Raw genomic sequence first — 25979 nt, 5'->3', positions numbered from 1 at the left:
TAAATTTACACAATCCTGATATCAGATCCACTATGCTTAAAAAAACGCGGGAGCACAGACAATGAAGCAACTCATCAGCACCTTATTAATACTACTTCTTAGCGGATGTCAGATAGACCCCTATACTCACGCCCCTACCTGGACTGGCACCGACTGGTACGATGCCGGCATACGCGATGCCATTTCAGGCTATGCGGTTAAAGATAATGAAATTCTTGCCGACAATTACAATGATCCAGAAGTCGATCGTACGGAATATCTTAAGGGTTACGCCGAGGGACAACGTAAAACTTGCCAGCAGGATTTTGTTTACGCCAGGGGTCTGGCCGGGAAAACCTTTCCCCCAAGTTGCGATACTGTCGAAAATGTTGACCAGTTACACAACGCCTGGCAAAAAGGGGCAAACGAAGGTAATGCCGCTATAAGATTAAATTAAACAATAGCTTATATTTTATATACACATAAGATTTAACTTAAATTATCCATAGCTTTATACCCGGAATAATGACGACTTAGGAAAATAATGTTATTTTGTCTCAAACAATCTTGAGTGTATTTCGACGCTTTACGGCAACCGCTGGTAGGTAACTATTCATGAGCTATTCTTACCGACTCATACTTCTACTGGCACTGCTCCTGACCGGATTACCGCTGTACGCCCAGAGCGTTACGGAAGAAGCAAAATCTGTACGCGCGATGGTTTCCGGCATCGTCAGTTATACACACTGGCCTGCACTTTCCGGGCCACCAAAACTGTGTATTTTCTCTTCATCGCGTTTTTCCAGTGTACTGGGAGATACCAGTACTGGTGCTTTACCCTATCTTCCCGTCATCATTCGTACGGAACAAGAAATATTAGTTTCGCAGTGTGATGGTTTTTATTTTGGAAAAGAATCCCCTGGTTATCAGGTGGAATTAAAGAATAAATATCCGACAAAGGCACTGTTATTAATCGCTGAACAGAATCCCGAATGCGTTATTGGCAGTGCCTTTTGCCTCATAATTAAAGATGAAGATGTGAGATTTTCCGTAAATATGGATTCCCTTTCACGCAGTGGCGTAAGGGTCAGTCCAGACGTATTGATGCTAGCACGGAATAAAAAGCATGGATAAGGGCCATTCTCCCATAACACGCCCGACGTTTAAGCGGACATTACGGCGTATCAGCATAATCAGCGTCCTGGTCACCATGACGTTGATCTGGCTGCTGCTTAGCATTTCCTCCGTGCTGGCATTAAGACAGTATGCGCAAAAGAACCTGGACCTGACCGCAGCCACGATGACTCGTACACTTGAAGCTGCATTAGTCTTTTCTGACAGTGTTGCGGCAACAGAAACTCTGGCGGCGCTAGGGCAACAAGGGCAGTTTTCCGTAGCGGAAGTGCGTAATAAAAATCAGAACGTGATCGCCACCTGGCGCTATGACGCGCAGGACACCACGGAAAAGATCAGCGGTTTGATCAGCCACTGGTTGTTTCCGCAACCGGTCACGCAGCCCATTTTGCATAATGGCAATGTTATTGGTGAAGTGCGCCTGACTGCCCGCGATAGCGTGATCAGCCATTTCATTTATCTGTCGCTGGCCGTTCTTACCGGATGCATTCTGCTGGCATCAGGCATTGCATTAATGCTCACTCGCTATTTGCACAATGGCGTAGTAGAAGCCCTGCAAAATATCACCGAGGTGGTACATGATGTCCGTACCAACCGTAACTTTTCACGACGTGTTTCAGAAGAACGTATCGAAGAATTTCATCTTTTTGCCCAGGATTTTAATAGCCTGTTGGACGAGATGGAGGAATGGCAACTTCGGTTGCAGGCAAAGAACGCTCAGCTTTTGCGTACCGCATTACATGATCCTCTGACAGGACTGGCAAATCGCGCCGCATTTCGCAGCAGCATTAACGCCCTGATGAACGACGATGCTGCCCGCAGCAGTTCTGCATTGCTATTCCTTGATGGTGATAATTTTAAATTTATTAACGATACCTGGGGCCACGCAGCGGGCGACCGTGTCCTGATTGAAGTTGCAAAAAGGCTGTCCGAGTTTGGAGGTGATCGACATCACCCCTACAGGCTTGGCGGCGATGAGTTTGCCATGGTGCTGTATAGCGTTCACTCAGAATACGAAGTTCAGCGTATCTGTGCCGCACTGTCACAAGCGTTTAACCGACCTTTTGACCTGCACAATGGTCATCTGGCAAGCATGACACTCAGCATTGGCTTTGCGCTGACGTGGGAACATGCCTCTGCCGAGAAATTACAAGAACTTGCCGATCAAAATATGTATCAGGCCAAACATTTACGTTCTGAACGCATTATTAAATAAGGAATTACACACATGTTAAAACGCCTATTTTCACCGTTTTTTCTGCTTTTACTGATCGTGGCAGGCTGTCAGGCACCTCAGGGAAAATTTACCCCAGAGCAAATTGCAGCTATGAAATCGTACGGATTTAGCGAAGTTTCAGGAGACTGGTCTCTTGGCCTGTCTGACAATATCCTGTTTGATAAAAACGACTATAAGCTACGTCCGGAAAGTGAAAAGCAGATTCAGGAAATGGCATCCAAACTGGCTGCTACCGGGCTAAACCATGCTCGTCTGGATGGTCATACGGATAACTACGGCGAAGACAGCTACAACGAGGCTCTGTCGCTCAAACGCGCGAATGTCGTGGCCGATGCCTGGGCACAAGGCGCTAATATTCCCCGTACCAATCTGACCACCCAGGGACTCGGGAAGAAATACCCTATCGCCAGTAACCAGACCTCTAAAGGTCGTGCTGAAAACCGCCGTGTCGCGGTCGTGATCGCCACACCGTAATCATCCCCGGCTGACTGTATCCAGAGAGTATGTAAAGTTCCCCGGCAGTCAGTCTGTTCCCCATCAGTAAATATCGCGATAAAAAAAGGGCCAGCCTTTCGGCCAGCCCTTTTCTAACAGGATGTCGCTTGCGCGAATCTTAGTTAAGACGCTCTTTGATACGAGCAGACTTACCAGTGCGCTCACGCAGGTAATACAGTTTAGCTTTACGAACAGCACCACGACGTTTAACAGCAATGCTGTCAACTACCGGAGAGTGAGTCTGGAAGACACGCTCAACGCCTTCGCCGTTGGAAATTTTACGAACAGTGAATGCAGAGTGCAGACCGCGGCTACGAATAGCGATAACCACGCCCTCAAATGCCTGCAGACGTTTTTTGGAACCTTCAACAACCCATACTTTCACTTCCACGGTATCACCCGGACGGAAGGAAGGTACGTCCTGCTTCATCTGTTCTTGTTCAAGTTGCTTAATAATGTTGCTCATAATTTAATCTCTTATCCTGGGTAAACTGATATTGGGGGCTTACGCCTGCCCATCATGTTTATGTTGCTGTTGTGCGTGTTCCTTTTTGAACTCCGCCAGCAACCTTGCTTGCTCTTCAGTCAGAGCCAGGTTTTCCAGAAGTTCAGGTCTTCTAAGCCAGGTCCGGCCCAGCGACTGTTTCAAACGCCAGCGACGTATCTCAGCGTGGTTCCCCGACAGTAATACTGCCGGTACTTCCATCTGCTCTAACACTTCAGGTCGGGTATAGTGTGGACAGTCCAGCAACCCGTCAGCAAACGAATCTTCGATTGCTGATGCTTCATGACCCAGAACCCCCGGAATAAACCGGGAAACGGAATCGATCAGCGTCATTGCCGGTAACTCACCACCGCTGAGGACGTAATCGCCGATTGACCATTCTTCATCAATTTCGGTTTGAATCACGCGCTCATCGATACCTTCATAGCGACCACACACCAGAATCAGCTTTTGATTCGTGGCCAGTTCGCTGACGCCCGCTTGATCAAGCTTGCGTCCCTGAGGTGACAGATAAATCACCTTTGCGCCTTCACCAGCCGCAGCTTTTGCCGCATGAATGGCATCCCGTAAGGGTTGCACCATCATTAACATCCCCGGTCCGCCGCCGTAAGGACGATCGTCCACGGTACGGTGCCGGTCATGAGTAAAGTCTCGAGGACTCCAGCTCTGGATGTTCAGCAGGCCATTTTTTACTGCCCGGCCAGTTACCCCGTAATCGGTAATTGCGCGGAACATTTCAGGAAACAGGCTAACAATACCTATAAACACAAGCCAATCCCCATAACGCCGACTTTTACCGTTTATCCGGTGGTTTAAAAACCAGGATCCCAATCTACTTCGATAGTACGAGTAGCGAGATCGACTTTCTTGATAACCTGCCCATCGAGGAACGGTACAAGACGTTCCTTGATACCAAACGCATCTTTCAGGTTTGCCTTGATGACGATGACGTCATTCGAACCGGTTTCCATCATATCGACGACTTTACCGAGATCGTAGCCTTCAGTGGTCACTACCTGGCAGCCCATAAGGTCTTTCCAGTAGTAGGAACCATCTTCCAGCGCTGGCAACTGCGAGGAATCCACGACAATTTCACAATTGGTCAGTAGATTCGCCGAATCACGATCGTCAACGCCTTTCAGCTTGATGATCAGATCCTGATTGTGGTGCTTCCAGCTTTCCAGCTGTACTTGCTGCCACTGACCCGCCTTCTGGATAAACCAGGGCTGATAGTCAAAAATGCTTTCGGCGTCTTCAGTGGAAGAAAACACTCTGAGCCAACCACGAATACCGTAAGAAGACCCCATTTTCCCCAAAACGATGGGTTCCACAGGAGCCTGCGCGGCGAGTTGCTTGCTCATCATGACCACCGTGACAGATTAAGCTGCTTTGTTTGCTGCTTTGATCAGCGTAGCTACGCGATCAGAAATAGTCGCGCCCTGGCCAACCCAGTGAGCGATGCGATCCAGATCCAGGCGAGTGCCTTCTTCTTTTTCGCTAGCGATTGGGTTAAAGAAGCCAACGCGCTCGATGAAGCGACCGTTGCGTGCATTACGGCTGTCGGTGACAACAACCTGGTAGAACGGACGCTTTTTAGCGCCGTGACGAGCTAAACGAATAGTAACCATAACATCCTCTTGTGTGAATAAAACACCGGGCCCCATCGAGGGAAGGGACCCGGTGTCATATTAAAAGCCCGAAAATTTTACTGATTTCTGGGAAAAAAGCAATCAACAGTTAATAACTCTGCTGTAGAAGGCCGTCGGCGGCGCAGCGAGTTCGGTGCCGGCGTGCACGCAGCCACCGCAGCGTACACACAGTACGTGAGGATGGCGAGCACACCCCGGTGCCGAAGTAGCAAGTGAGCCAGGCCGGGAAATTAGCGGCCCGGGAAGCCTGGCGGCATCATCCCCTTCATACTCCGCATCATCTTCGCCATCCCGCCTTTCTTCATTTTCTTCATCATGCGCTGCATGTCGTCGAACTGTTTCAGAAGGCGGTTAACGTCCTGTACCTGCATACCGCAGCCGGTAGCAATACGGCGTTTACGGGAACCTTTGATGATTTCCGGCTTAGCGCGTTCTTTCATCGTCATCGAGTTGATGATGGCTTCCATACGCACCAGCACTTTATCGTCCATCTGCGATTTCACATTGTCAGGGATCTGACCCATACCCGGCAGTTTGCCCATCAGGCTTGCCATACCGCCCATGTTTTTCATCTGCTTGAGCTGCTCAAGGAAATCGTTGAGATCGAAGCCGTCGCCTTTTTTCAGCTTGCTGGCTAATTTCTCTGCCTGCGCGCGGTCAACTTTGCTTTCGATATCTTCGATCAGCGACAGCACGTCGCCCATGCCGAGAATACGTGAAGCAATACGATCCGGGTGGAACGGCTCCAGCGCTTCGGTTTTCTCGCCGACGCCGAGGAATTTAATCGGCTTGCCGGTGATATGACGAATAGAAAGCGCCGCACCGCCACGAGCATCACCATCAACTTTGGTCAGCACCACGCCGGTTAATGGCAGCGCTTCGTTAAAGGCTTTTGCGGTATTGGCGGCATCCTGACCGGTCATCGCATCGACGACAAACAGCGTTTCTACCGGCTTGATAGAAGCGTGGACCTGTTTGATTTCGTCCATCATCGCTTCGTCAACGTGCAGACGACCGGCGGTATCCACCAGCAGCACGTCGTAGAATTTGAGTTTGGCTTCTTTCAGCGCGGCGTTGACGATATCGACCGGTTTTTGACCGACATCCGACGGGAAGAAGTCCACACCAACCTGCTCGGCCAGCGTTTCCAGCTGTTTAATCGCCGCCGGGCGATAAACGTCCGCAGAGACCACCAGCACTTTCTTCTTGTGCTTCTCACGCAGGAATTTCCCCAGCTTACCCACGCTGGTGGTTTTACCTGCCCCCTGCAAGCCCGCCATCAGCACGACGGCAGGCGGCTGAGCAGCCAGATTCAGGGTCTGGTTTTCTTCGCCCATTGCCGCAACCAGCTCGTTACGGACAATCTTGACGAATTCCTGACCCGGCGTCAGGCTTTTGTTAACTTCATGACCAACCGCTTTCTCTTTTACGCGATTGATAAACTCACGCACTACCGGCAGCGCTACGTCAGCCTCCAGCAGCGCCATGCGCACTTCGCGCAGCGTCTCTTTAACGTTGTCTTCAGTAAGGCGTCCACGGCCACTGATATTGCGCAGCGTGCGCGACAAACGATCGGTTAAATTATCAAACATTGTCTCTCGCCTGGGGTGGAAACGGTCGGTCGCGACAGCGACACATCAACAGAAATTTGTCGCAGTATAACATGAAGCCGCCTTTGTTGTTATGCAACGGTTGGAGCAGCGGTCACGTAACGCTATACTGCTTTTCTTTATCACTGGCCAACTGTCGACACCTAATATGCCCGTTTTTGCTCTGCTCGCCCTTGTCGCCTACTCATTCAGCCTCGCGCTGATTATTCCCGCTCTGCTGCAAAAAAACAGCGGCTGGCGGCGTATGGCTATTCTTTCTGCGGTCGTCGCGCTGGTAAGCCATGCTATCGCCCTGGAAGCGCGTATCCTGCCCGGCGGTGAAAGCGGACAAAACCTGAGCCTGTTGAACGTTGGCTCGCTGGTTAGCCTGATGATCTGCACGGTAATGACTATCGTCGCTTCACGCAACCGTGGCTGGCTATTACTGCCCATTGTCTACGCCTTTGCTCTGATCAACCTCGCCTTCGCGACGTTTATGCCTAACGAGTTCATCACTCATCTCGAAGCGACACCGGGCATGATGATTCACATCGGGCTATCGCTGTTTGCTTACGCCACGCTGATTATCGCCGCGCTGTATGCACTACAGCTGGCCTGGATCGATTATCAATTGAAAAACAAAAAACTGGCGTTCAGTAATGAAATGCCGCCACTGATGAGCATTGAGCGGAAAATGTTTCATATCACCCAGATCGGCGTGGTTCTGCTGACGCTCACTCTGTGTACTGGCCTGTTTTACATGCATAACCTGTTCAGTACTGAAAATATTGATAAAGCCGTTCTTTCTATCGTGGCATGGTTTGTCTATATCGTTCTGTTGTGGGGGCATTACCATGAAGGCTGGCGCGGACGTCGCGTCGTATGGTTTAACGTCGCAGGCGCAGTCATTCTGACGCTGGCCTATTTCGGCAGCCGTATACTGCAGCAGTTCGTGAGTTAAATCTTTAAGGAACCCTACGTGGAACACATCTCCACCACCACGCTCATTGTCACGCTTCTCATCATGGTGGTCATTTCCGCCTATTTTTCCGGTTCTGAAACCGGAATGATGACTCTGAATCGCTATCGTCTGCGGCATCGGGCCAAGCAAGGTAATCGTCAGGCAAAACGCGTTGAAAAGTTACTTCGCAAGCCGGATCGCCTGATAAGCCTGGTACTGATCGGGAATAACCTGGTGAATATTCTGGCCTCTGCGCTTGGCACTATTGTCGGTATGCGCCTGTATGGCGATGCCGGCGTCGCCATCGCCACCGGGGTGCTAACGTTTGTGGTACTGGTTTTTGCCGAAGTACTGCCAAAGACCATTGCCGCGCTGTATCCAGAAAAAGTCGCCTACCCGAGCAGTTTTTTGCTGGCCCCCCTGCAAATCATCATGATGCCGCTGGTCTGGTTGCTTAATACCATCACCCGTCTGCTGATGCGCATGATGGGTATCAAAACGGATATCGTGGTGAGCGGTTCGCTGAGTAAAGATGAACTGCGAACGCTGGTGAATGAATCACGCTCCCAAATCTCACGTCGTAATCAGGATATGCTGCTGTCCGTGCTGGATCTGGAAAAAGTCAGCGTCGATGACATCATGGTGCCGCGCAGTGAAATCATCGGCATTGATATTAACGACGACTGGAAATCAATCGTGCGCCAGCTTTCGCACTCCCCTCACGGTCGTATTGTGCTGTACCGCGACTCACTCGACGATGCCATCAGTATGCTGCGCGTACGCGAAGCCTGGCGATTAATGGCGGAGAAAAAAGAGTTCACCAAAGAGACCATGTTACGCGCGGCTGACGAAATTTATTACGTCCCGGAAGGTACGCCCCTCAGCACCCAGCTCATTAAATTTCAGCGCAATAAGAAGAAAGTGGGTCTGGTGGTCAATGAATATGGCGATATTCAGGGGCTGGTCACGGTCGAAGATATTCTGGAAGAGATTGTCGGCGATTTCACCACGTCAATGTCACCGACGCTTGCCGAAGAGGTGACGCCGCAGAATGATGGCTCAGTGATCATTGACGGCAGCGCCAACGTTCGTGAAATCAATAAGGCGTTTAACTGGCACCTGCCGGAGGATGACGCACGTACCGTGAACGGTATTATTCTTGAAGCGCTGGAAGAGATCCCGGTTGCCGGCACGCGAGTGCGTATTGGGCAGTACGATATCGATATTCTCGACGTGCAGGACAATATGATTAAACAGGTACAGGTGTTGCCGGTTACACCGCTGCGCGAGAGCGTATCGGACCAGTGAGAGGAGTCCGGACCGGGTAGCGCATCAGCATTACCCGGCCCGAGGCTGATTAGCCTTTGGCTTTCGCCACGGAGACCATCGCCGCACGGATGGTACGTCCGTTCAGGGTATAGCCTTTCTGCATGACCATCAGCACATTACCGGCAGCAACGTCGTCAGACTCTACCATTGCAATGGCCTGATGCACGTTCGGGTCCATCGGCACATCGATATCCGCAACCACCTGCACACCAAACTTCGCCACCACATCCAGCATTGACTTACGCGTCAGCTCAATACCTTCAATCATCGGCGCCATCGCATCATTGTCTTTGTCCGCCACTTCCAGCGCACGATCCAGACTGTCCAGCACCGGCAGCAGCTCGTTGACGAATTTTTCCAGCGCAAATTTATGCGCTTTTTCTACGTCCAGTTCGGTACGACGACGCAGGTTTTCCATTTCCGCTTTGATACGCAACACGCTGTCGCGCTCGCGAGTTTCGGCTTCAGCAAGCTGAGCTTCCAGATTCGCAATTTTTTCATCGCGCGGATCCACCTGCTCAGCAGAAGCGTCTGGTTCAACCGCCTCAACTTCTTCGTGCTGATCCATGATAATTTCTTCCGGGGCTTGCCCCTCAGGCGTTTTCTGTTCTTTACTACTCATGAATTTCTCCGCGTTTTTTTCGCATTCATCTCGCTAACCTGGATTATTATGGGGATAAGATTCAGGGTTTCAAGGGAAGTACTCACATTGTCACTAATCTTCGTTACAAGGACCTCGAGAAAATGAACAATCATTTCAAGTGTATTGGCATTGTGGGGCATCCACGTCACCCCACTGCACTGACAACACATGAAATGCTCTACCGTTGGCTGTGCACCAAAGGTTATGAGGTTATCGTGGAGCAACAAATCGCTCACGAGCTACAGCTGAAAAATGTGAAAACCGGTACGCTCGCGGAGATTGGCCAGCAGGCAGACCTCGCCGTAGTCGTCGGTGGCGACGGCAATATGCTGGGCGCTGCGCGCACCCTGGCACGTTATGACATCAAGGTTATCGGCATTAACCGTGGTAACCTCGGTTTCCTCACCGACCTCGATCCAGACAATGCCCACCAACAATTAGCCGACGTGCTGGAAGGCCACTACATCAGCGAAAAACGCTTTTTACTCGAAGCCCAGGTATGCCAGCAGGATTGCCAGAAGCGCATCAGCACCGCAATCAACGAAGTGGTACTGCATCCAGGCAAAGTGGCGCACATGATTGAGTTCGAAGTGTATATCGATGAAATCTTTGCTTTCTCTCAGCGTTCCGACGGGCTAATTATCTCTACGCCTACCGGTTCTACCGCCTACTCCCTCTCTGCCGGAGGCCCAATTCTGACGCCATCTCTGGATGCCATTACGCTGGTGCCGATGTTCCCGCATACGCTTTCTGCGCGTCCGCTGGTGATCAACAGTAGCAGCACCATTCGCCTGCGCTTTTCTCATCGCCGTAGCGATCTGGAGATCAGCTGCGACAGCCAAATCGCCCTGCCGATACAGGAAGGGGAAGACGTATTGATCCGTCGCTGTGATTATCATCTGAACCTGATACATCCAAAAGATTACAGCTATTTCAATACATTAAGTACAAAACTGGGCTGGTCAAAAAAATTATTCTAATTTAACGCCAACCTCTTTACTGTATAAAAAACCAGTTTATACTGTATGTAATTACAGTTATGGTTTTTCATACAGGAAAACAGCTATGTTGGCACAACTGACCATCAGCAATTTTGCTATCGTTCGTGAACTTGAGATCGATTTCCAGAACGGCATGACCGTCATCACCGGTGAGACAGGTGCGGGTAAGTCCATTGCCATTGATGCTCTCGGTTTGTGCCTGGGCGGGCGCGCAGACGCTGACATGGTGCGCGCAGGCGCTGCGCGAGCCGACCTCTGCGCCCGTTTCGCCTTAAAAGACACCCCAGCAGCTTTGCGCTGGCTGGAAGAGAACCAGCTTGAAGATGGCCGTGAGTGCTTGCTGCGTCGCGTGATCAGCAGCGACGGCCGCTCCCGTGGCTTTATTAACGGTACCGCCGTTCCGCTGTCACAGCTTCGTGAGCTGGGCCAGCTGCTGATTCAAATCCACGGCCAGCACGCGCACCAGCTTCTGACGAAATCCGAACACCAAAAATTCCTGCTTGATGGTTACGCCAATGAAGCATCCCTGACCCAGGAAATGACCGCGCGCTATCAGCTATGGCACCAAAGCTGCCGCGATCTGGCGCATCATCAGCAACAAAGTCAGGAACGCGCAGCACGGGCGGAACTGTTGCAATATCAGCTAAAAGAATTGAACGAATTCAACCCGCAGCCGGGCGAGTTTGAGCAAATTGATGAAGAGTACAAGCGTCTGGCTAACAGCGGGCAATTGCTCACCACCAGCCAGCAGGCGCTGGCTATCCTCGCGGATGGCGAAGACATCAATCTGCAGAGCCAATTGTACACCGCAAAGCACCTGGTCACTGAACTCGCAGGCATGGACGGCAAACTTTCCGGTATCCTGGATATGCTGGAAGAGGCAACCATTCAGCTCAGTGAAGCCAGCGATGAACTGCGCCACTATTGCGATCGTCTGGATTTAGACCCTAACCGTTTGTTCGAACTTGAGCAGCGTATTTCAAAGCAAATCTCGTTGGCACGTAAGCATCACGTCTCCCCGGAAGCGTTACCGCAGTTCTATCAGTCTTTGTTAGATGAGCAACAGCAACTTGACGATCAGGCTGACTCGCTCGAAACCTTAACCCTGGCGGTGAACAATCACCACCAGCAGGCGCTGGAAACAGCAAAAAGGTTGCACCAACAGCGCCAGCATTATGCGCAGGAACTGGGACAATTCATTACCGAGAGTATGCATACCCTTTCGATGCCGCATGGTCTCTTTTGCATTGATGTAAAATTTGATGAGCACCATCTGAGCGCGGACGGCGCCGATCGCGTAGAGTTTAAAGTTACCACTAACCCGGGTCAGCCGTTACAGCCGATCGCGAAAGTTGCTTCTGGCGGCGAGCTGTCGCGCATCGCTCTGGCTATTCAGGTTATTACCGCACGTAAAATGGAAACTCCGGCGCTGATTTTCGATGAGGTTGATGTCGGTATCAGCGGTCCGACGGCTGCGGTCGTGGGCAAAATGCTGCGTCAGTTGGGGGAATCAACCCAGGTTATGTGCGTGACTCACCTGCCGCAGGTTGCTGGTTGTGGTCATCAACATTTCTATGTCAGCAAGGAAACTGACGGCGCAATGACGGAAACACACATGCAACCGCTTGATAAACGCGCGCGTCTGCAGGAGTTAGCCCGCTTACTTGGCGGAAGCGAAGTCACGCGCAATACCCTCGCAAACGCAAAAGAACTGCTGGCGGCATAAACTTTTTTCCCTTGTGAAGGTCTGAGTTCAACATAAAATCGCCGACCGACCCGACAGCAAAAGGTTTTAAAGTGGTGAAAGGTCTATTATCATCGGCATATTACATATGAGCCGCGTACTGCTCGGGCCCGAAAAGGAATCAAATCACTATGCGCTGTAAAACGCTGACTGCTGCTGCAGCAGTACTACTGATGTTGACTGCAGGCTGTTCCACTCTGGAGCGAGTGGTTTACCGCCCTGACATCAACCAGGGAAATTATCTGACACCAACCGATGTCGCCAAAGTGCGTACAGGCATGACGCAACAGCAGGTTGCTTATGCTCTGGGTACCCCGATGATGTCCGATCCTTTTGGCACTAACACCTGGTTCTATGTGTTCCGTCAGCAACCTGGACATGAAGGCGTAACTCAGCAAACGCTGACGCTGACCTTTAACAGCAGCGGCGTATTGACCAACATTGATAACAAACCTGCCCTGACCGACAACAAGTAGGTTTGAGAGATCAAAAAAAGGTGCTCAATGAGCACCTTTTTTATTGTCTGTTATTTTTTAGCGGATTTCTCTGCTCGCTGCCTGCGCAGCTCTTTGGGATCGGCAATCAGCGGCCGATAAATTTCCACCCGATCGCCGTCATGCAGAACATCCGCAAGCTTTACCGGACGGCTGTAGATGCCCACTTTATTTTTGCTGAGATCGATATCATTACGCAATTCCAGCAGCCCGGAAGCGCGGATAGCCTCTTCCACCGTTGCGCCCTGCTGCAGCGTTACGCGCTGTAAATACTGTTTTTCGGGCAGCGCATATGCCACTTCAACGACAATTTTAGCCGACGCTGACACTGTAAACCTCTTTCGCGCGAACCGTGAAAGCCTGCACCATATTCGAAGCCAGCTCTTTAAAGATGCGGCCAAACGCCAGCTCGATGAGTTTATTCGTGAACTCGAAATCGAGATGAAACTCAATGCGACACGCGTCCTGGCTTAACGGCGTAAACTTCCAGCCGCCAATCAGTTTCTTAAACGGTCCATCGACCAGATGCATCAGGATGCTCTGGTTACTGGTCAGTTGGTTACGCGTGGTGAACGTTTTGCTAATCCCTGCTTTGGAGACATCCACTGCGGCAGTCATTTGTCCCGGAGTCGACTCCAGTACGCGGCTACCGGTGCACCCCGGTAAAAACTGGGGATAGGATTTAACATCATTCACTAACTGATACATCTGCTCCGCACTGTAAGGTACTAAAGCGGTCCGGCTAATCTGAGGCATAACAATTTCCATCAATATCAATCACACAAATAATACCATTTATCACTCGCTAAAAAAAACGCTATAGCCCAACTCGTGCTAAGATAGCGCCTTGCGCCCCGCTGGATGAAATGGGGTGTTTTTCGATTCCAGATTACCTATACTGAGCGGCATTATGACGAAGAAAAAAGCACACAAACCTGGCTCAGCCACAATCGCGCTTAACAAACGCGCACGACACGAATACTTTATCGAAGAAGAGTTCGAAGCAGGACTCGCTCTGCAGGGCTGGGAAGTCAAATCCTTGCGCGCAGGTAAAGCTAACATCGGCGATAGCTACGTTATACTCAAAGACGGCGAAGCGTTCCTGTTTGGCGCCAACTTCACACCGATGGCCGTTGCCTCAACACACGTGGTATGCGATCCCACCCGTACCCGTAAACTACTGTTAAACCAGCGCGAACTCGACTCTTTGTATGGTCGTATGAATCGGGAGGGTTATACCGTAGTAGCACTGTCGCTGTACTGGAAGAACGCCTGGTGTAAAGTAAAAATTGGCGTCGCCAAAGGTAAGAAACAACACGACAAGCGCTCCGACGTAAAAGAACGCGAATGGCAGGTGGATAAAGCACGTATTATGAAAAATGCCGGGCGATAACCTTCTTTTCTCTGTGGCCAGTCTATCACCATGATGACTGGCCTTTATTTTTTAGTTATTGAAAGTCGTACAATACATTCATAGTAATTATAGATTCCATTGCTGAATCGTTCAGTTAAAAATACGAACCCCAGCCTGCAGGCAAGCAGTAGTCCAATAAAATAAAACTTCAAGTACTCCCACGCGCTATTTTTCATCTTTCAAAATAGCATTATTATTACTGTTGTTTATTATTAACAATAAATAACAAAAACAACAATTACAGCAACTTATAAATAAAACCTATTTATCGAAACGTTTAACTCATTTCGATGAAAAATATCACCATATGTTTTTAATATCTGGACATTGCAGAAAGTTTTCTTTCTGACTATATCATCTAATACGAAAGAACTATTTTGGTGCTCAGACTACGACTTAATTTTTTCAGAAACTGATACCAGTAAATCTTATCCATGAAATTACATGTGTAAGTTCATCATTATGATGAACGAGGCACCTGTCTGCTCATTTTCCCGGCACGCCGTTGCGGATTAATACTCCCGACCTGCCATCAGGAGTGAACATATGCGTCTACTCGCCGTTGTATCGAAGTTGACTGGTGTTTCTACCAATGTTGAAGCCTCTGAAATTACACTCAACTCACCTTCTATTGTGAAACTGTCCGTTTCACGTGAGGAGGTCAGCCAGTTGACTCGTGTTAATCAGGATCTGGTTGTCACACTCCGTTCAGGTGAAACCATCACCATTAAAAATTTTTACGTCGGAAAAGGTGATGCGCAAAACCAGCTCGTTCTGGAAGACAGCAATGGCGCGCTATGGTGGGTTCAGGATACGGATGGTGCTTTCCATTTTCAGCACCTGGACGATCTCACGCCGCTGATGACGGCCGAAGGCAGTCATGACGGAGGCGCAATCTGGCCCTGGGTCCTTGGCGGGGTTGCGGTCGCTGGCGGAATTGGCCTCGCTGCAGGAGGTGGCGGTGGTGGCGGCGGCGGGAGCGGCGGGAGCGGCGGGAGCGATAATAATGCCGGAAACGGTAATGGTAGCGGCGGCAACGGTAATGCCGGAAACGGCAATGGTAACGGCGGCAGCGGTAGTGGCGATGGCGATAACGGCGCGCCGCCAACAACAACCCCCAATATGCCAGACATGCCCGTCATCACCAGCGTAATTGACGACCAGGAGCTTATTACCGGCCTTGTCAATCAACAGGAGTCCACCAACGATAATACGCCTGAACTCCAGGGTACCGGCCCGGCAAATGCCACATTACATATTTTTGATAACGGCGTCGAAATAGGCCAGGTTACTATCGATGCCAACGGCCACTGGTCGTTTACCCCCTCATCCCCTCTTGCAGACGGCACTCACCAGTTTACCGTCAGCGCGTCAAATAATGCGGGTAGTAGTGGGATGTCAGACAGTTGGGTGATTATTGTCGATACGCTTGCCCCTGATACCCCCGTGGTTACTCAGGAAATCGACAATGTCGGTTCCATTACCGGTCTTATCGCCAATGACGGCGAAACCGACGATGCCACGCCAACTCTCACTGGTACTGGCGAAGCAGGGAGTACCATCAGCATCTATGACAATGGCATCCTGATTGGTATGGAGCCAGTAGATGACAATGGTAACTGGACCTTTACTCCTGATACGCCCCTCAGCGACGGCGTTCACAATCTGACGCTGACGCAAACTGACGCCGCAGGTAACGTGAGCGCGGAAACGAGCCTGCCGACATTTACCGTTGATACGACCGCGCCTGCAGGCGCGGTGATTTCCGCAGTAAACCTCGAAGGCACCACGGTAACGGGTAGAGCGGAAGCAGGAAGTCTGGTCACTATCATTGGTAGTAATAGCCAGGTTTTAGGGGCAATAACGGTCGATCAAACCGGCAATTTCGTCATCGCGATTTCCCCCTCACAGACGCACGGCGAAGCGTTGCTCGCGAAGATTCAGGATAAGGCGGGCAACATCGGGCCAGATACCCCATTTTATGCCACAAATTCCGGCTATCCGGGCGTACCCGTTATCGTCAGCGTTATGGATGATGCCGCACCGTCAATCGGGTTATTGAGCAACAATCAGGCCACCAACGATCAAACGCCAACGCTCTCTGGCACTGCGGACGCTAACAGCACCGTTAACATTTATAACAATGGTACGATTATCGAAAGCGTGGTTGCCGACGCCAATGGCAACTGGAGCTGGACATCCGCTACGCCGTTGCCGGAAGGGCCGCACGCTTTCAGCGCCACGGCAACAAACCAGCTAGGGACAGGCGGTATGTCGCCAACATTTAATATTAGTATCGACATACAGCCGCCGTCGCCACCAGACGATCTCAGCGTCTCCGCAGACGGCAGTGTTGTCACCGGGACGGCCGAGCCAGGCAATACTGTCGTTATCACCGACAGTAATAACACTCCGATCGGCAGCGGCGTCGCCGGAGAAGATGGAACATTTACCATCCCCATCACCCCGCCACAGACCAATGGCGAAACGATTACCGCCATCGCGACCGATCCGGCAGGCAACCCAAGCCAGCCAGAAACCACGCTCGCGCCAGATATCACGGCCCCGCAGCCGCCCGCTAACCTGATGATTAATCCTACGGGGGATCAGGTTACCGGCACCGCAGAACCCAACAGTACGGTACATATTCTGGATCCAGATGGCGCGATCATTGGAACAGCAACTGCTGGCCCGAGCGGAGATTTCACCGCCACGCTGGTTCCGCCGCAGACTAACGGTGAACGCCTTAACGCGAATGCAACGGATGCAGCAGGCAATACCAGCGGTAACACTCCGATTACCGCACCAGATACCACAGCACCTGATGCGCCAACCGGCGTCATCGTCGCCGGGGACGGCGGTTCTGTAAGCGGACATGCCGAAGCGGGAAGCACCGTCACCGTCAAAGACAGCAACGGCAATCAGATTGGTGTAGGTCAGGCTGACAGCGGTGGCAACTTCACCGTGTCGATTACACCGTCGCAAATGAACGGCGAAACGGTAAAAGTCACCGCAACTGACAGCAATAATAACGAAAGCCTGCCAACCTCGGCGCTGGCACCGGATATCACCGCACCAAACCAGCCGATTATCATTGCCGTGACGGATGATGTCGCGGATGTCATCGGTTCCATCAGTAACAACGGCTTAACTAACGACGATAAACCTAAACTCGAAGGCACTGCCGAGGCCGGAGCTCAGGTTAAAATTTACGATAACGGCGAACTGTTAACGACCGTCACCGCTGATCTCAACGGTAACTGGAACTATACGCCCACAACAGCGTTGACCCAGGGCGCGCACATATTTACGGTGACGGCAACCGATGCCGCCAGCAATACCAGTAGCGCCGCAAGCTGGAAAATAATTGTCGATAGTCTCGCTCCGACCGTCCCCGTGATTACGCTGATTAACGATGATGTCGGCAGCATCACAGGTAGCGTCGCGAACAACGGTTGGGTCACCAACGATAATACGCCAACCATATCAGGCACCGGTGAACCCGGTTCTTTGGTGAGCCTGTACGATGGCAGTTTCCTGATGACAGTCATGCTTGTCGATAGCACGGGAACCTGGAGTTATACCGTTCCGGCAAATCAGGCGCTCAGCGATCGCATCCACCAGTTTACAGTTTCTGCTACGGATGCCGCTGGTAACGTCGTCACCTCCTCCACCGTGGTCAGCGTTACCGTAGATACCCAACCGCCAGGCAATCCTGTCATTTTGACTGCCACCGACGACGTCGGGAATGCGCCGATTGATCTGTCCACCGGTAGTCGCTCAAACGATACTTTGCCGCTGCTGAAAGGGACCGGGACAGCCGGTTCTACCATCACCCTCTATGATGGCGCCACGTCGATTGGTAGCACAACGGTATTACCTGATGGCACCTGGAGTATTCAACTCAGCCAGCCGCTCAGTGAAGGTCCACATAGTTTGTCAGCAATTGCGACAGACGTTGCAGGCAACGCCAGTAACCCAGGTAATTTCACGCTGACCATTGATACCACCCCACCGCCAGCCCCGGTTATCAGCTCAGCAGAAGGTCTGATTGGCACAAGCCTTCAAACGTTGAGCAACGGTGGCAGTACCAAGAGCACGACCCCCGAACTGTCCGGAACCGGCGAGCCAGGCGCGACGATTACCCTTTACGATAACAACGTTTTTCTTGGTACCACCACCGTTCAGCCAAATGGAAGCTGGACATATACGCCGACAGGTCCACTGCCGGACGGTCCGCATAAATTTACGGCGACGGCGACCGATATGGCTGGCAACACGGGGATCCCGTCAGCAGGCTTTACGCTGACGGTAGATAACCTGCCGCCAGCAAAACCAGAGCCGCCAACCATAACGGATGACGTCAACCCGATAACCGGCATCATCACTAACGGCATCACTAACGATACCACGCCAACCTTTAGCGGCACGGGCAACCCTGGCGATCTTATTTCTATCTACCTTGATGGCAACACTTCACCGCTGGGTACTGCGACCGTTGGCGCAGATGGCTCCTGGAGCTTTACGCCCACCAGCCCCATTAATCCGGACAATTATCAGGTCACCCTCACCGCAACCGATCCTGCTGGTAACGTCAGCCTACGTTCGGATGCTGTTGCCCTGGGGATTGATACGACACCTTCAGCGCCGCCGGTGATTATCGCCGCTAACGATAATGTCGGCGACGTCCAGGGCGATGTTGCGGCTAACGGCGTGACCGATGACACCACGCCAACCATTCGAGGTACTGGCACCGACGGGGATACTATTACTCTGTATAACGGCGGTACGGTGCTCGGCACAGCAACGGTGGCAGGCGGAACCTGGAGTATTACGCCCGGGACGGCACTGACCAACGGGAGCTACACGCTGATCGCCACCGCAACCGATCCGGCCGGTAACATCAGCGACAGCTCAAACAGCATTTCGTTTACGGTTAACAACACGAAGCTGACCCTACCGCTGGTCACGGATATTCAGGATAACGTCGGCGTCTTTACTGGTTCGCTAACCAGCGGCAGCGTGACGGACGATACAATGCCAACCATTAGCGGGACCGGCACGCCAGGCAGTACGGTGTTAATTTATGACGGCAACAATCCCATCGCCATTGCGACGGCTATCGTTGCCGCGAACGGCAGTTGGAGTGTCGATGTTCCCCTTACGCCCAACGCTACTCACACATTGACGTTCGGTGCCCAGGATGGGGCCGGTAACGTACTGGCGGCAGATAATCCGCTAACGTTGATTGTCGATACGCAGCCTCCTGCCATTCCAGTTGTTACCAGCGTAGATCCTGATGGGACGAAAGTAAGCGGCACGGCAGAAATTGGCAGCACGGTAATTATCCGTAGCGGCAACACCGTTCTTGGTCAGGGAGTGGCTGACAGTTCCGGGAACTTTACTGTCACGATTTCACCGGCACAAACAACGGGTCAGGCGCTCACCGCTATTGCCCAGGATCCTGCAGGCAATCAGAGCGATCCTGCGCCGTTTAACGCCGCCATCTCCAACGTGCCACATCCCCCGACTCTTGAGATTGTCGATGACATCGCGCCCATCATGGGGGTGATTGGCAACGGTAAAACCACTAACGACACCTTACCGCTGCTGCAAGGAACAGCCACCGCTGGGGCGACTGTTAATATTTATATAGATGGTGTGTCACCTGCCATTACAGTGACCGCCGATGCAGTTTCCGGTGCCTGGAGTTATCAGTTACCCACTGCGTTGACTAACGGCACAACCTATAACTTCACCGTGTCACAAACTGTAGGCGGCACCACCAGCGGTTTATCGCCCAACTACGCCATCACCATCGACACCACCGCTCCGCAGGTGCCAACTATCACCAGCATCATTGACGATGTTGCCCCAGGCACCGGATCGTTGGATAAAGGGCAAATTACCAACGACTCACGCCCGACATTCAACGGAACCGGCGAAGCAGGCGCAACCATCACGCTTTACGATAAAGGCGTTGCTTATGCCACAACCACGGTAAACAGCAACGGTTTCTGGAGCTTTACCCCGACCGACCCTCTGGGAGAAGGCGACCATCTCTTCACCGCTCGCGCAACAGATGCCGCAGGCAACCAGGGAGATCCGTCCAGTGACTTCCGGATCATTGTCGATACTCTGGCGCCGGATGCCCCCTCCATTGTGACGGTCACAGACAACGTTGGTACAACTCAGACCCTGACCTCCGGACAGTTGACCAACGATAATACCCCAACGCTCGCGGGCACCACTGAAGCGGATTCGGTTGTGACCATCCGCGATAATGGCGTAGTGATTGGCACAACCACCAGCGATGAAAACGGCAACTGGAGCTTTACGCCTGCGCCTGCTCTCGGTGAAGGCAGCCACTCACTGACCGCCTCCGTCACGGATGGCGCGGGCAACATCAGCCCGGCCACGCCACCGTTCGTGGTCGTCGTCGACACGCTTCCCCCTGCTGCGCCAGTCATCACCTCGGTGATTGACGATCAACCCGGTAATACGGCGCTAACTAACGGACAGTTGACCAACGATGCGCTGCCAACGCTGAACGGTAAAGGTGAGATCGGCGCCATCATCACGATCCGTGATAATGGTAGCGACTTAGGGACAACTCAGGTGGATGCGTCGGGCAACTGGAGCTTTACGCCAGAAACGCCCCTGGGCCAGGGTCAGCATATTTTCACCGCCGTTGCCACCGATCGGGCCGGAAATACGGGCGGAGTATCATCATCGTTTACGATTGAACTGGACTCTATTGCCCCGTCAATACCGGTCATCAGCACGGTGCAGGACAACACCGCCCCGACAACGGGCCCAATAACCAACGGCCAGACCACGAACGAATCCCGTCCGGCCCTGAGTGGCACCGGTGAAGTTGGCGCGACGATTACTGTCCTGAGCGACGGTCAGCCCATCGGCACTACGACCGTTGGCGCGAACGGTACCTGGAGCCTAACCCCAACGGCTGCACTCAGTAACGGGCCACATACGCTGACCGTCACCGCTACAGACAGTGCGGGTAATACCAGCCCTCCATCCAATGGCTTCGCACTTATCGTCGACACGGTGTTGCCGGGGACGCCAGTCATTACTCAGGTTGCGGATGATGTCGGTCCGGCAACCGGTAATCTGAATAACGGCCAGGCCACAAACGATACACAACCCACACTCAACGGCACAGCTGAAGCCAATTCGACGGTCAAAATTTACGATAACGGAACGTTTATCGGTTCAACCACAGCGGATGGGACGGGCGCCTGGAGCTTCACGCCGCCAGCCCTGGGCAATGGCAACCACGCGCTGACAGCAACCGCGACGGACGCTGCCGGAAACGTCAGCCCAACGTCCGCTGGATTTAACATCGTTGTTGATACCGTCGCTCCCCTGGCGCCAACCATTATTCAGGCTTTTGATGACGTGCTGCCGGGTACCGGAACGCTGTCGAACGGAGCCTTTACTAACGACACCCGTCCGTTACTCAACGGCTCGGCGGAAGCGGGCGCCCGAGTGGCCATCTACGATAATGGCACGCTGCTGGCGACGGTGACTGCGGCGATAGACGGCACCTGGGAATATCTGCCCGCCACGCTGGGCAACGGTCAGCATGTGTTTACCGCCATTGCCACCGACGCCGCCGGCAACGTCAGCCCGGCGTCGAGTGGATTTATTATTAATGTCGACACGCTTGCGCCAACTACCCCGATACTGGTCTCGGTGGTCGATGACGTCGCAGGCGGCGTGTTCAATGCGGTGCTCAGCAACGGGCAACTCACTAACGATGCGCGCCCAACGTTGAACGGCACCGCTGAAGCAGGCAGCACCGTCAGTATCTATGACGGGAGCACCCTGCTGGGAACGGCACTGGTGCAGAGCAATAACAGTTGGTCGTTTACCCCAACCACGCCGTTGGCGAGTGGATCGCACACCTTCACCGTCACCGCCACCGACGCGGCGGGCAATACCAGCGGCGCGACGGCCGGTTTTAGCGTCGTGGTGGATACTACCGCCCCGACGCTGCCTGCAATCAGCAGCATTATTGATGATGTCGGACCAAACACCGGCGCGATTGGCAATAATCAGCCAACCAATGACGCACGCCCAACGTTAACCGGCACCACCGAAGCCAATGCGCGGATCGATATTTATGATAACGGCATCTTCGTCATCAGCGTGACGGCGGACGGCAGCGGCAACTGGAGTTACACCCCGCCCACCGAGCTGGCACAAGGTCCCCACTCCTTTACCATCACCGCAACGGACAGTGCAGGTAACACCAGCGGCACATCGGCGCCCGCAGCGATAGTGGTCGATACCGTCGCGCCAGGCATTCCTGGCGGACTTTCAGTAAACGCCACCGGCACGACGCTCACAGGCGTTGCCGAGCCCAACAGCACGGTCATCATTACCTCTAACGGCGGAACGGTGCTCGGTACGGCAACTGCGAACGCCTCCGGTAACTTCACCTTCACGCTGAACCCACCGCAAATCAGTGGGCAAACGCTGTTGGTTAGCGCACAGGATGCCGCGGGCAACATCGGTACAGCAGGCAACGTTCTGGCACCCTTTACCGGTGTACCGCCTGCGCCCGTTATTGCCAGCGTGTTCGATGACGTCGGCTCGGTCACTGGTCTGGTCACGGCGGGTAAAACCACCAATGACACCCTGCCAACGCTCAGCGGAACAGCGCAGGCTAGCGCCGTGGTCCGACTGTATAACAACGGGGTGTTCATGGGCGCCACGACCGCAGATGGCAATGGGCTCTGGAGCTTTACCCCAACCGGCGCGCTCAGCGAAGGTAACCACGCGTTTACCGCCACGGCAACAAATGCCAACGGCACCAGCGGATTGTCCGGTTCGTTCAGCGTGATTGTGGATACCACCCCGCCCTCCGCGCCAACAATACTGATCAGCGCCGATGGCGGAACCGTAAGCGGCGTCGCCGAAGCGGGAAGCACGGTCACTATCTCTCTACCCGGCGGCACCAGCGTGACGGCCATCGCCAACAGCAGCGGTGTCTATAGCGTCAACTTGCCGGTTCGCCAGATTGAAGGTCAATCGCTGTCCGCCACGGCGACCGATGCAGCGGGTAATACATCATCGCCTACAAGCGTTATCGCCCCGGTATTGCCGTTGCTGGCCGAAGACAACATTACCCGTCTGCCGCTACAGACCGATGTTACCGTCAGCACCGAGCATAAAAGCGATTATGGTTTCCTGTTGGTCAACGCGCTGGGTAATGTGGCGAACGTGCTGGGGGACGATACGGCAACCGTCAATTTTAATATCGCCTCTGGAGGCAGCGGATCCATTACGATCAATGCAGCCGCGACCGGCGTGGTCCTGTCACTGCTAAACACGCTGGAGATCGTGATCCAGCGCTTTGACAGCTCGCTGAATGCCTGGGTGACGGTAGTGGATACCGGCCTACCAAACTTTGCCAGCCTTCTCACCTTAGGCGCTTCTGGCGTAACGCTTAATTACAGCGGACTGACGGGGGGCGATTACCGTGTCGTAAGCTATAACACCAACCTGCTGGCAACGGGCTCTTACACCAGCCTTGATGTCGCGGTGGTGAAAAGCAGCGCCGGGACCATCATCGGCGGTACGACGGAATCTGGCAACATCATCACGGATATCGATCCCACCAACGGGCAGGATAACGCGCCGTCTGGCACGCTGGTCACCTCCGTAACCGACGGTAACGGCAACATCGTGAGCGTCCCGGCGGGCGGCATTGATGTGCAGGGGAAATACGGCATCCTGCATATTAATCAGAACGGTAGCTATACCTACACCCTGACTAATACGTCAATTTCAGTGTATGGACGCTCCGAAAGTTTCACCTATACGCTGACGCATGGCGCAGATAGCTCATCGGCAAAACTGGTGGTAACGCTGGGCCAGCCCCCAGCGACCAGTACAGTCACAGCAGCAGATGATATTGCCGCGCTGACTTACGGGACACAGGTCATTGCGATCGATAATGGAACCTCAAAACAAACTGGCTTCACGCTCGTTAACGTTGGACTGGGTAATGTGCTGGACGTCAGTCTGGTTAACGGCCTGACCAACCCTATCAAATTCAACGTGGATGATGGCGCAACCCGCACGCTGACCGTGCAGGCGAATGTTCTCGGCGTGACGGTGGGCGGTTTTGATCTCTACATTTATCGCTTCAATGAGTCTATTCAACAATATGAACAGTTCCGTGTGAAGCCCAATTGGGTCACCGCGGTGTTAGCCGGCGGCTCTACGGAATACACCATCACGCTACCTGGCGGAGACTATCTGTTCCTGCTTAACGCTTCCGGCGGTCTGGCTCTGGCAACCACTTATACGCTGGACATTAAGGCGGATCATACCTACGCCGTAGACAGCCTGAGCGCGTCGACCAACGGAAATCTGTTGGTCAATGACTCGGCTCCGGCCAATACCGTTATTACCGAGGTGAACGGCGTCGCCGTTAATGGGACGGGCATCACAACCATAAACGGGCAGTACGGCACGCTGACTATTGATGCGAAGGGGAACTACACCTACACGTTAAAAAGCGGGCTGGGCGCGGACGGCATCAACACCCCTGACAGCTTCGTGTATAAGGTCCGGGCGCCAAACGGCGACACCGGCAGCGCGTCGCTGAACATTACGGCAACCCCGCAGGCACTGGATGCCGTCAATGACATCAGCCCCCAGATGGCGGTCACCACGCAGGCGGATACATCCCGGTCGTTCACCGATAATAGCGTCGGTAACGCCAGTTGGAACGCCCAACTCTTGTCAGCAACGTCACAAAATGGCACAGGAACTATAGAGGTTGCAGCGGGAACGGCGGTGCAAAACGCCATCCTGCATTTTAACGTCGCTTCAGGTCTGACGCTGGGCGGACTAACCGTCACCTGGACACTGTACGACAGTAATAACGTCAAGGTGACTAATGGCTCGTTCAACGGCGGATTGCTGGTTGGCGGCAATATTGATATTGCCCTGAGCGGGATCGTACTGCATAGCGGTAACTACCGCCTCGACTACACCGGCAGCGTCGGGGCTCTGGGGCTGGGGAATATCACCATCACCCCAAGCGTAAAAGGCACGATAATCGATCTGCAAAACTTCGAGACCTCCGCCGCAAACAGCGTCACGGGCAATATCTATGACGGAGACCATATTGCCAGCGTGCATACCCTGCTGACGGTGAACGGCACTGGCGGTAGCACTGCCACGTTGGATCCGCTTGGCAACACGACCAGCGCCATCATTAACGGTCTGTACGGCAAACTGACCATCGGCATAGACGGCCATTACACCTATGCCCTCAACAGCGATGTATCACTGGCCTCCATCACGACCAAAGAGACGTTCAACTACACCCTCAACGACCAGCAAGGCCATACCGATACCGCCACGCTGACCATCGACATGAATCCGCAGGTCGTGAGCACCGCGGATGCCGATCGTCTGACCGGCAGCGCATACGGCGATACGCTGATTTATCACCTGCTTAATGCCAACAACGCAACCGGAGGGAACAACAGCGACAGTTGGACCAACTTCTCGATGGCCCAGGGCGACAAGATCGATATCCACGAACTGCTGAGCGGATGGAACCATCAGGCTTCTACGCTTGGGAACTACGTACAGGTCACCACCAACGGATCCAACACCGTGATTGCCATCGACCGCGACGGCACGGGGGGAACTTATCAATCCACCAACCTCATCACCCTGGAGAACGTCAACACCACACTGAATGAACTGCTACAGAACAACCATCTCATCACGGGTGGTTAATACATAAAGCTCCGG

Annotated in this window: 19 protein-coding genes; 11 read left to right on the top strand and 8 right to left on the bottom strand. The window is 53.0% G+C overall.

From position 1 onward, the window contains the following. Positions 1–61 precede the first annotated feature (61 nt). The 4 genes from ICA20_RS06345 to ICA20_RS06330 all read left to right on the top strand — a co-directional run bounded on the left by ICA20_RS06345 (position 62) and on the right by ICA20_RS06330 (position 2824). On the top strand, positions 62–436 hold the full coding sequence (locus ICA20_RS06345) for a DUF2799 domain-containing protein (protein WP_038642749.1): 375 nt from the start codon (positions 62–64) through the stop codon (positions 434–436). Positions 437–594: 158 nt separating this feature from the next. After that, complete coding sequence (locus ICA20_RS06340) at positions 595–1113, top strand: YfiR family protein (protein WP_038642751.1); 519 nt, start codon at positions 595–597, stop codon at positions 1111–1113. Next, entirely contained in the window at positions 1106–2329 is a 1224-nt protein-coding gene (gene dgcN, locus ICA20_RS06335) for a diguanylate cyclase DgcN (RefSeq protein ID WP_038642753.1), read from the top strand. Before ICA20_RS06340 ends, dgcN begins: the two co-directional genes overlap by 8 nt. A gap of 12 nt (positions 2330–2341) precedes the next feature. Beyond that, complete coding sequence (locus tag ICA20_RS06330) at positions 2342–2824, top strand: OmpA family protein (RefSeq protein ID WP_038642755.1); 483 nt, start codon at positions 2342–2344, stop codon at positions 2822–2824. A 139-nt stretch (positions 2825–2963) separates the two neighbouring features. Here ICA20_RS06330 and rplS read toward each other — a convergent pair whose 3' ends face one another. From rplS to ffh, 5 genes are all read right to left on the bottom strand, one after another. Then, the gene (rplS, locus tag ICA20_RS06325) at positions 2964–3311 is read right to left on the bottom strand and encodes a 50S ribosomal protein L19 (RefSeq protein WP_006687325.1); all 348 of its coding nucleotides are present in this window, start codon (positions 3309–3311) and stop codon (positions 2964–2966) included. 39 nt (positions 3312–3350) lie between these two features. Then, positions 3351–4118 (bottom strand): tRNA (guanosine(37)-N1)-methyltransferase TrmD, encoded by a 768-nt coding sequence (gene trmD, locus ICA20_RS06320; RefSeq protein ID WP_003031232.1) that lies wholly within the window; start codon positions 4116–4118, stop codon positions 3351–3353. Between the two features lie 44 nt (positions 4119–4162). Beyond that, positions 4163–4711 carry a ribosome maturation factor RimM gene (gene rimM / locus ICA20_RS06315; RefSeq protein WP_003031230.1) on the bottom strand — a complete coding sequence of 183 codons (549 nt, stop codon included), beginning with the start codon at positions 4709–4711 and terminating at the stop codon, positions 4163–4165. An 18-nt stretch (positions 4712–4729) separates the two neighbouring features. Continuing rightward, on the bottom strand, positions 4730–4978 hold the full coding sequence (gene rpsP, locus ICA20_RS06310; RefSeq protein ID WP_003031228.1) for a 30S ribosomal protein S16: 249 nt from the start codon (positions 4976–4978) through the stop codon (positions 4730–4732). Positions 4979–5229: 251 nt separating this feature from the next. Next, positions 5230–6591, bottom strand: a complete 1362-nt coding sequence (gene ffh, locus ICA20_RS06305) for a signal recognition particle protein (RefSeq protein WP_006687321.1) — start codon at positions 6589–6591, stop codon at positions 5230–5232. A gap of 166 nt (positions 6592–6757) precedes the next feature. Between ffh and ICA20_RS06300 the strand changes: the two genes are divergently transcribed. Together ICA20_RS06300 and ICA20_RS06295 are read left to right on the top strand one after the other, a co-directional pair. Then, positions 6758–7549, top strand: a complete 792-nt coding sequence (locus tag ICA20_RS06300; protein WP_038643312.1) for an inner membrane protein YpjD — start codon at positions 6758–6760, stop codon at positions 7547–7549. Positions 7550–7567: 18 nt separating this feature from the next. Continuing rightward, a complete protein-coding gene (locus ICA20_RS06295) occupies positions 7568–8857 on the top strand; it encodes an HlyC/CorC family transporter (protein WP_038642758.1) in 1290 nt (429 codons plus the stop codon). 49 nt (positions 8858–8906) lie between these two features. Here ICA20_RS06295 and grpE read toward each other — a convergent pair whose 3' ends face one another. Next, entirely contained in the window at positions 8907–9500 is a 594-nt protein-coding gene (gene grpE / locus ICA20_RS06290; protein WP_038642760.1) for a nucleotide exchange factor GrpE, read from the bottom strand. Between the two features lie 122 nt (positions 9501–9622). Here grpE and nadK point away from each other — a divergent pair, with 122 nt between their 5' ends. The 3 genes from nadK (at position 9623) to bamE (ending at position 12742) form a co-directional block, all read left to right on the top strand. Next, positions 9623–10501, top strand: a complete 879-nt coding sequence (gene nadK, locus ICA20_RS06285) for an NAD(+) kinase (protein ID WP_038642764.1) — start codon at positions 9623–9625, stop codon at positions 10499–10501. An 85-nt stretch (positions 10502–10586) separates the two neighbouring features. Continuing rightward, a complete protein-coding gene (recN, locus tag ICA20_RS06280; RefSeq protein ID WP_038642766.1) occupies positions 10587–12248 on the top strand; it encodes a DNA repair protein RecN in 1662 nt (553 codons plus the stop codon). 149 nt (positions 12249–12397) lie between these two features. After that, a complete protein-coding gene (gene bamE / locus ICA20_RS06275; protein ID WP_003826401.1) occupies positions 12398–12742 on the top strand; it encodes an outer membrane protein assembly factor BamE in 345 nt (114 codons plus the stop codon). A 50-nt stretch (positions 12743–12792) separates the two neighbouring features. On the opposite strand, the gene ICA20_RS06270 is transcribed toward bamE, so the two are convergent. Both ICA20_RS06270 and ratA read right to left on the bottom strand, forming a co-directional pair. Then, positions 12793–13089: an RnfH family protein gene (locus ICA20_RS06270; protein WP_038642768.1), complete on the bottom strand. Its 297-nt coding sequence runs from the start codon at positions 13087–13089 to the stop codon at positions 12793–12795. Next, positions 13073–13516 (bottom strand): type II toxin-antitoxin system toxin RatA, encoded by a 444-nt coding sequence (gene ratA, locus ICA20_RS06265; protein WP_038642770.1) that lies wholly within the window; start codon positions 13514–13516, stop codon positions 13073–13075. The genes ICA20_RS06270 and ratA overlap by 17 nt, the downstream gene beginning before the upstream one ends. A gap of 154 nt (positions 13517–13670) precedes the next feature. Between ratA and smpB the strand changes: the two genes are divergently transcribed. Then, positions 13671–14153 (top strand): SsrA-binding protein SmpB, encoded by a 483-nt coding sequence (smpB, locus tag ICA20_RS06260; protein ID WP_038643314.1) that lies wholly within the window; start codon positions 13671–13673, stop codon positions 14151–14153. A gap of 567 nt (positions 14154–14720) precedes the next feature. Then, positions 14721–25964 carry a BapA/Bap/LapF family large adhesin gene (locus tag ICA20_RS06255; RefSeq protein WP_038642772.1) on the top strand — a complete coding sequence of 3748 codons (11244 nt, stop codon included), beginning with the start codon at positions 14721–14723 and terminating at the stop codon, positions 25962–25964. The last annotated feature ends 15 nt before the right edge of the window (positions 25965–25979 follow it).

Source organism: Citrobacter sp. C5_2, from assembly GCF_014596845.2.
Taxonomy (GTDB): Bacteria; Pseudomonadota; Gammaproteobacteria; order Enterobacterales; family Enterobacteriaceae; genus Citrobacter; species Citrobacter werkmanii.
The sequence above is the reverse complement of the archived record's forward strand: the minus strand, read 5'-3'. Positions and strand labels throughout refer to the sequence as shown.

Excerpts from the sequence above, each read along its gene's own strand:
- ICA20_RS06300 (WP_038643312.1), top strand. The coding sequence starts at position 6,758 with ATGCCCGTTTTTGCTCTGCTCGCCCTTGTCGCCTACTCATTCAGCCTC.
- nadK (WP_038642764.1), top strand. The coding sequence starts at position 9,623 with ATGAACAATCATTTCAAGTGTATTGGCATTGTGGGGCATCCACGTCAC.
- ICA20_RS06340 (WP_038642751.1), top strand. The coding sequence starts at position 595 with ATGAGCTATTCTTACCGACTCATACTTCTACTGGCACTGCTCCTGACC.
- rpsP (WP_003031228.1), bottom strand. The coding sequence starts at position 4,978 with ATGGTTACTATTCGTTTAGCTCGTCACGGCGCTAAAAAGCGTCCGTTC.
- grpE (WP_038642760.1), bottom strand. The coding sequence starts at position 9,500 with ATGAGTAGTAAAGAACAGAAAACGCCTGAGGGGCAAGCCCCGGAAGAA.
- bamE (WP_003826401.1), top strand. The coding sequence starts at position 12,398 with ATGCGCTGTAAAACGCTGACTGCTGCTGCAGCAGTACTACTGATGTTG.
- ffh (WP_006687321.1), bottom strand. The coding sequence starts at position 6,591 with ATGTTTGATAATTTAACCGATCGTTTGTCGCGCACGCTGCGCAATATC.
- ICA20_RS06345 (WP_038642749.1), top strand. The coding sequence starts at position 62 with ATGAAGCAACTCATCAGCACCTTATTAATACTACTTCTTAGCGGATGT.
- smpB (WP_038643314.1), top strand. The coding sequence starts at position 13,671 with ATGACGAAGAAAAAAGCACACAAACCTGGCTCAGCCACAATCGCGCTT.
- ratA (WP_038642770.1), bottom strand. The coding sequence starts at position 13,516 with ATGCCTCAGATTAGCCGGACCGCTTTAGTACCTTACAGTGCGGAGCAG.
- ICA20_RS06330 (WP_038642755.1), top strand. The coding sequence starts at position 2,342 with ATGTTAAAACGCCTATTTTCACCGTTTTTTCTGCTTTTACTGATCGTG.
- recN (WP_038642766.1), top strand. The coding sequence starts at position 10,587 with ATGTTGGCACAACTGACCATCAGCAATTTTGCTATCGTTCGTGAACTT.
- rplS (WP_006687325.1), bottom strand. The coding sequence starts at position 3,311 with ATGAGCAACATTATTAAGCAACTTGAACAAGAACAGATGAAGCAGGAC.
- ICA20_RS06255 (WP_038642772.1), top strand. The coding sequence starts at position 14,721 with ATGCGTCTACTCGCCGTTGTATCGAAGTTGACTGGTGTTTCTACCAAT.
- dgcN (WP_038642753.1), top strand. The coding sequence starts at position 1,106 with ATGGATAAGGGCCATTCTCCCATAACACGCCCGACGTTTAAGCGGACA.
- rimM (WP_003031230.1), bottom strand. The coding sequence starts at position 4,711 with ATGAGCAAGCAACTCGCCGCGCAGGCTCCTGTGGAACCCATCGTTTTG.